This is a genomic window from Holdemanella sp. DFI.5.55 (assembly GCF_020593575.1).
GTDB lineage: Bacteria > Bacillota_I > Bacilli_A > Erysipelotrichales > Erysipelotrichaceae > Holdemanella > Holdemanella hominis.
Genome location: NZ_JAJDMK010000091.1, coordinates 1 through 7,092, shown reverse-complemented (window position 1 = coordinate 7,092; position 7,092 = coordinate 1). Strand labels below are relative to the sequence as shown.

The window sequence follows — 7,092 nt, the reverse complement described above, 5'->3', positions numbered from 1 at the left end:
GGATCCATCAACAAGGCTAATCTTCTTTTATTATCTTTTCATGAATAATTCAGGTCTTATATGTTGTGGACTTGCCAAGGTGTGAAACAAATTCGTGGGAAGAAATATGCGACCTTGCGTACTGTACCTTCTGGAGGAGCTAGACATGGTTTTGAATTGTATTTTGTATGTCAAAATGTAGAAGGGTTAATCTCTGGAACCTATCATTATTTGCCTATGGAACATCGTATTGAGTTTTTAAATCCAATTGAAAAGATAAGTGATGTTTTGGCATCTTCCTTATGTGATCAATTATGGGCCTTAAAAGCCAATGTGATTTTCTATTTCAGCTATATTCCATATCGTACCGAATGGCGCTATGGATATCTTGCGCATCGAATAGCTTTAGTGGATTTAGGCCATGTTGGAGAAAATATATATTTGGCAAGCACAAGTATTGGTTTAGGAACTTGTGGAATTGGAGCGTGTGTGACAAGGATTTGTGATGAAATGTTTGAATTGGAAGGCGAAAATGAATTCATTATTTATGCGCAGCCGATTGGGAAGGTGAATAAAGAGGATTTTGTGAAAGAAAAATCTTTTTATGAATTTGTTGAAAAAGAAGGCTTATAATGTGTTAAAATAGATTCGAACTAAGGAAAATATATTATGAGTAAAAATGATAAGAATATAGATGCTTATTCAAAAGCACTTTTAGATAAAAAAACAGAATATAACGATGAATTAAAAAAGCCTAAAGTGGTTCATCAGATGTCTGAAGCAGAAAGAAGACAGGCTGAAAAGACAATGTCTTCAGCTTTAGATATGCTTCGTAAAGAGCGTGGTCAAAAAACAATTGAGGAAGAAGAACAGTTTTATCAGGAGCATGAAGATGATTTAAAAGACATGGATGATGATTTTACAACTTCTTCGATAGAAAAGGAACAATCCAATGAGGCATTAGATCTTGTGCATGCGATGTTAAAGAATATGTCAAATGAGGGTGACGAAAATGAAGAGGTAGTTATCCAAAAGGAAAAGAATCCAAACGAAAAGAAAGAAAAAAAGGAACATAAACCAAAAGAAAAGAAGTCTAAGAATAAACAAGTCAAAGAAAAGAAACCGTTGAAGAAGATCACAAAAATTGTGTTATGCGTAATCTTAGTAGGCTTGGTTGCCTTAGGTGGATATGCATATAAGGTTTTGGTGTATGATCCACAAAATATTGTTTCTGAAACGCAACAAAAAACATATGATAAATTAGTGTCTTATGCGGATGAGTATGGAGATAATATGATGTCAGATGCTGAGAAATTAGAGCTTCTAGATTTGGATAAAGATTATCAAAAGCTTTTGGATAAACAAAAGACTTCAATCAATGAATATTTTAAAGAACAGACTGGCAAAACATATAAGGCTTTGTTGAAAGATATGAAGCAGCTTCATCATGATAAAGAAGAAGTTAAACTTCCTGCTTATCAACAAATTGTTGGTTTATTAAATGGTTGGGAATCAAAATCGGATGAAGAAAAGATGGCTGTAGCCGATATGCAGTCTACATATAGTTCATTATCTAAAAATTTAAAAGATGAAGTGGATACTTTATCAAAATCAAAGACAGGCAAAGACTTTATTGATCTATGTAAAGAACAGGGTGAATTAAAGGCGGCTGCCGAGGAAAAGGCTCGTCAGGAAGAAGAAGCTAAAAAAGCAGAGAATGAAAAGAAGGTTAAAGAATATCAAACAAGCTTGAATAGTTTGCAGCAAGACTACAATACGTATGCACAATATGCACAGAGTCTAGAGTCTGATTTGGCATATGCGCAACAAAATGGAGAAGATACTGCAGATATTCAATCTCAGATTGATACAAATAATCAGATGTTGTCTTCTTTGCAGCAACAAATTACATATTATCAACAACAGATTTCTGCTTTACAATCTTAAAAAATAAGACTATTCTAATAGGGTAGTCTTTATGCCGACTTAGCACAGTGGTAGTGCAACGCACTCGTAACGCGTAGGTCATTGGTTCAAATCCGATAGTCGGCACCATGTTTTGAAATTAAGCTGGTTCAACCAGCTTATTTTTTTGAAGGGAGAATCTATGAATTTAGATGAAAAAATGATTTTATTGGCAACTGCCTTTCTGTTTTTGCCCTATCAAATCGCAAGTGTAGGAATCGCATGCGTTTTAATACAAGCATTATGCCGACATAAAATGGTGGATGCCATAAAGAATCAAACGGGCGCAATTCTCTTTTACAGCTTTAACGTATTGGAATTTATAGTTTCCATCTTCCATTCGAACTGGACAGGTTTTGGCAATACATGGTTGTTTGTGTTGATTGGTTTATATGGAGCCTATTATCGTAGAAGTATCACAAAAAGTACATTTGAAAAGATGTGTGATCTTATTATTATTTTGTCGGTATTTGCGGCTATCTACGGTTTGTATCAGTTTAATCAGATTTCCCTTGCGAATGGACGAACATTTTTAGAATTTCATATCTTCAATTCACCAAAACGAAGAATTACTTCGACATTTATGAATGCGAATATCTATGCGATGGTCATTGATTTTGTATGCGTGATGTGTATGTATCGTTTTGTGAAAAACGACAATATTCTTTGTAAGATTTGTTATTTTATAATTGCACTGTTTAATTTCTTTGTTCTATATTTAACGGGATCTAGAACGGCGTTATTACCATTTGTGGTGATTTTTCCTATATTTCTTTATTGTGTGCGATGGAAAAAACTGTTTATCACATCCATTGTATTCGAACTTGGTATATGTGGTTTAGTATTTTTAAAACCAACATTGATTCCAAGAATCAGTGATATGTCAACTTTTGCCTCTCGCATTAAGATTTGGAAGACAGCATTTATGTGTATTTCAATGTATCCATTCTTTGGATGGGGTCCGCAGACATATCAGAAGTTTTATCCATTAGTACATGGTCATAAGGCACCTCATGCCCATAATATTTATATTGATTCCATTTTGTCGTATGGAGTTGTTGGAACAGTAGTGCTTTTGGCATATACATTTGTGCTAAATAAGGAAATCTTTACTTCGAATACAAGAAAAGAAAATCCTGCACTATTTGGCATGATGATGTGTTTTATTGCGATTGTGTTGATATATGGATTGTTGGATTGTACATTAAATATTGTCACAACAGGAACTTTATGTTTTATCATTTTAAATAGTGCTTGCATGTACTTAGAAAAATAAATATAATAATTTTAGAAGACAGACAGTAGAAGGAGTTTTATGAAATGTATATCACTTTTTGTCTGTTTTTTTATTGGTTTACAATCGATGATTGTGCCAAGTTATGAAGTTTTAATTTCAAATATAGAATCCAAAGTCGATACAATTAATGAAGATAGGGCTAGTTTTTTATCTTTAAAATGTAGGGATATTGCGATGGATGTTACATCTAAAAAAACGGATTTACGGATTGAAATGGATAAACAAGAAAAGTTTGTGGATGAACTTGAACGTAGGTATAAACAAAAAAAGAATTATTATGAATTGAAAAAAATGGAATATGGCTTGGAATTACAAGCGATTCAAAGAAACAACTCTATCTTGTATCCATATAAGATTCAAAAGAATATGACGTTGTACTTTGATGAATATAGAAATGTTGAATTAGAATATTTGAAATATAAAAAACAGTTCGATAAGAATAAAAATACGTTATTGTTATATGATGAATATCTTGAAAGATTATCGAATTGTCAAAGTCGTTTATTAAAACGATTTTCACATTTAGCACAAATCAATGAATCTGGGCAACATAATGAAGATTCTATGATTTCAGGAACTGAGCAATTGCCAGATTTTGGAGGTTATGAATCGTGGCAACAAAATGGTATGTCTTGTTTGGTGGATGGAAATTATGAAATTGATTCATATAGTTCTTTTTGGCAAAATCCGGTTGAAAATGGTACAATCAGTGCTGGATGCTGGTCCTATCCGGATGGAGGTCTTCATTTAGGTTTGGATATCGCAAGTGCCATGTATAGTGATGTGTTAGCGGTTGCCAATGGTATCATATTGTATGCCCATGCACCAGTGGATTCGAACAATGGATATTTAGGAAACTGGTGTGGATGGCCAAATGGTGGTGGAAATACCATTTGTATGGTGGTTGCCGTAAATGATAGACTTTATGCGATTAGTTATGCGCATTTATCCAATGAAATCTATGTGACAAGTGGCCAGCAAGTCAGTCAAGGTACAGTTATAGCGAAAAGTGGGAACAGTGGCAATTCAACGGGGCCTCATACGCATGTAGAGGTATTTGAATTAAAACAGGATCTCAATTCAATCGTAGAATATTTTAGAAACAGCGGTGCTGATTTTTCTTTTGGATGTGGCTATAGTGAGGCTGCAACATGCTCAGGCTATGCTTGTCGCATTGATCCTGAGACCGTTTTGGAGGGTGTATGAGTCAAGAAATGTATTTTTCTCGCATGCAAGAATTATTAAAAGATGAATATAATGCCTATATTGAATCTTTATCGAAACCTTTATATCGTGGTATGCGTATTAATTTAAAGAAGGCAGAATTGAATGAATTTGATTATTTGGATAATCCGAGTCAGTTCTGTAAGGAAAGCTATTATGTAGATAAGCCGTTGGGAAATCATCCTTTCCATATTTGTGGCTGTTTTTATCTGCAAGAACCAAGTGCTTCAAGTGCTGTTGAAATTTTAGATGTACAAGAAGATGATTATGTATTGGATTTATGTGCAGCACCAGGTGGAAAGAGTACGCAGATCGCATCACATTTAAAAAGTGGCTATTTAGTATCAAATGAAATTGATGCGAAGCGTGCCCAGATCCTTTTGTCTAATATTGAGCGTATGGGTGTGAAAAATGTGGCAGTAACTAATACAAGTGTAGATAAGCTTACGAAGGTGTTTGATGCTTGTTTTGACAAGATTTTAGTGGACGCCCCTTGTAGTGGTGAGGGGATGATCAAAAAGCATGATATTGCCCTAAATAATTGGAGCATTGAAAATATTGAAATTTGTGCGACTCGTCAAAAAGAAATATTAGAACATGCCTATTCCATGTTGAAACCGGGCGGTACTTTGGTGTATTCAACCTGTACATATGCTTTAGAAGAAGATGAAGATGTTGTCATAGATTTTTTAGAAAAACATGAGGATATGGTCTTGATGGATCCTGAAGTTTCGTGGGGAAGAAAAGGGTTAAAAGACTTGAATGTGCGTCGTATCTTTCCGATGGATGGTGGTGAGGGTCATTTCATTGCGAAATTCAAGAAACAATCGGGTGTTGCAGGTAAACTTCCAGTTCTAAAATTAAAAAAAATAGATAATGTGACTCAGAAATTTTTAAAGGAACAATTGAATACATTACCAAACTATTACTATATAGATAAGGATAGAGTATATGGTATGGATGTTCCGTTTGTGGATTTTAAAAAGATAAAAGTATTACGTCAAGGCGTATATTTAGGGGATGTCATTAAGAATCGTTTTGAGCCATGTCATTCTTTTTATATGGTTGCAGATTTTGACTATAAAAGAAAAGTGGATGTAACTCTAGAAGAAATGGACCTTTTTATGCATGGTGAAGTTTTACAAAAGGAATGCGAAAAAGGGTATGTGGCTGTATGTTTTAAGGGACATCCGTTTGGCTTTGGCAAGAGTGATGGAAAACAAATTAAAAACAAGATTCCTAAAGGACTTCGTTTATTGCCAAATTCACGTGTAAATATAGACTAAAAATGCCAGGAAATTTATTCCTGGCATTTTTTTGCGATTTCTTTTGCGACATTAAAATAGTCTTCTAATTGATCGTCACTTGGTGTGTAACATTGATTGATCACATCGTGACATGATTCGATTCCAGATTGTTGCATTCTTGTATCGATTTCTTTGGCAACTTGGTTAAACCATCCGTATGCAGCAAAGGCCAACCCTTTTTTGTTCTTAAATTTACATGGACGAATGTGTTCAAGGAAAGCGGCTACACTTGGTGCCATGACATTGTTGTAGGTTCCAGATCCAATACATACAACTTTGGCATCCATGATTTCGCGCATCACAATACTAGATTTTGTATCCGATAATTGATAGACTTTTACATCCATATCAGCATCGCTGAATCCTTCGGCTAAGCTTTCAGCAATCTGTTGCGTATGTTTCCATACGGATTCATATACAATAACAGCTTTGTTTGCGGCTTTTTGTGTTGCGATATCTTTATATGTTTCAATAATATCTGCAATATAATCTTTCCAGATAATACCATGTGCCGGCATGATATATTCAATGTCTAAATTCATGCCTAGAATTAGATTTAATTTAGCCTGCACTGGTGTTGTATATGGTAAAACAATATTCGCAAAGTATTCTTTGGCTTGTTTTAAACAATATGCTTTATCCAATCCTTCATCGGTTAGATTAAAGTTTACAATGTGCTGTCCAAAGGCATCGTTTGAGAATACAGTTTTTAACTGTGGACAATATGTCAACATGTTGTCTGGCCAGTGAATCATTTGCATTTCGACAAAGACAAAGTCATATTTTCCTGTGTTGATTGTATCATTTGTCTTTACGACCTGATATGGAACTTGATCAAAGTATTGTTCAATCATATTCTTCTTTCCAGAAATAGATGCGTAAACTTTTGCGTTTGGATATTTGGCATATACTTTTTTAAATCCACCCGAATGATCTGGTTCTGTATGTTGAACAACAATATTGTCAATTTCTCTTCCTTGAAGTACAGATTCAACTCTTTCCAATAGTTCTTCTGTGAATTCTTCTTCGACTGTATCAAAAAGTGTGACTTCATCATCTACAACTAAGTAGGCATTATATGTACAACCTTCATCAATTGGATATAAATCACCATGGAAGTGGCGGTTATTTAAGTCTCTAACCCCAACCCAGTACACGTTATCAATAATTTTTTTAGCTCTTTTCATTTTTGTTCACCTCTTTTTTTTATTGTATAATTATTTAGAGAATATGTCTATTCATTTGCATCTTTTATATTTTTCTATGAAAAATTAAATACTTTCTCAAAAGTGGCGTAAAACCAAGGGGTTAAGCTGTTTT

At 34.2% G+C, this 7,092-nt stretch carries 6 protein-coding genes and 1 tRNA gene; 6 read left to right on the top strand and 1 reads right to left on the bottom strand.

The annotated features are described in order from the left end of the window. The first annotated feature begins 60 nt into the window (after positions 1-60). The 6 genes from LJE08_RS12200 to LJE08_RS12175 all read left to right on the top strand — a co-directional run bounded on the left by LJE08_RS12200 (position 61) and on the right by LJE08_RS12175 (position 5,751). Positions 61-612 carry a SagB/ThcOx family dehydrogenase gene (locus tag LJE08_RS12200; RefSeq protein WP_227403363.1) on the top strand — a complete coding sequence of 184 codons (552 nt, stop codon included), beginning with the start codon at positions 61-63 and terminating at the stop codon, positions 610-612. A gap of 36 nt (positions 613-648) precedes the next feature. Further along, positions 649-1,926: a hypothetical protein gene (locus tag LJE08_RS12195; protein ID WP_186998785.1), complete on the top strand. Its 1,278-nt coding sequence runs from the start codon at positions 649-651 to the stop codon at positions 1,924-1,926. A gap of 33 nt (positions 1,927-1,959) precedes the next feature. After that, positions 1,960-2,034 (top strand) — tRNA-Thr (locus LJE08_RS12190). Positions 2,035-2,086: 52 nt separating this feature from the next. Beyond that, a complete protein-coding gene (locus tag LJE08_RS12185) occupies positions 2,087-3,220 on the top strand; it encodes an O-antigen ligase (RefSeq protein WP_186998786.1) in 1,134 nt (377 codons plus the stop codon). Positions 3,221-3,259: 39 nt separating this feature from the next. Then, positions 3,260-4,447, top strand: a complete 1,188-nt coding sequence (locus tag LJE08_RS12180; RefSeq protein ID WP_227403362.1) for a M23 family metallopeptidase — start codon at positions 3,260-3,262, stop codon at positions 4,445-4,447. Next, positions 4,444-5,751: an RsmF rRNA methyltransferase first C-terminal domain-containing protein gene (locus LJE08_RS12175; protein ID WP_227403361.1), complete on the top strand. Its 1,308-nt coding sequence runs from the start codon at positions 4,444-4,446 to the stop codon at positions 5,749-5,751. The genes LJE08_RS12180 and LJE08_RS12175 overlap by 4 nt, the downstream gene beginning before the upstream one ends. 14 nt (positions 5,752-5,765) lie before the next feature. Here LJE08_RS12175 and LJE08_RS12170 read toward each other — a convergent pair whose 3' ends face one another. After that, positions 5,766-6,959, bottom strand: a complete 1,194-nt coding sequence (locus tag LJE08_RS12170; RefSeq protein WP_217256106.1) for an FprA family A-type flavoprotein — start codon at positions 6,957-6,959, stop codon at positions 5,766-5,768. Positions 6,960-7,092: the final 133 nt, after the last annotated feature.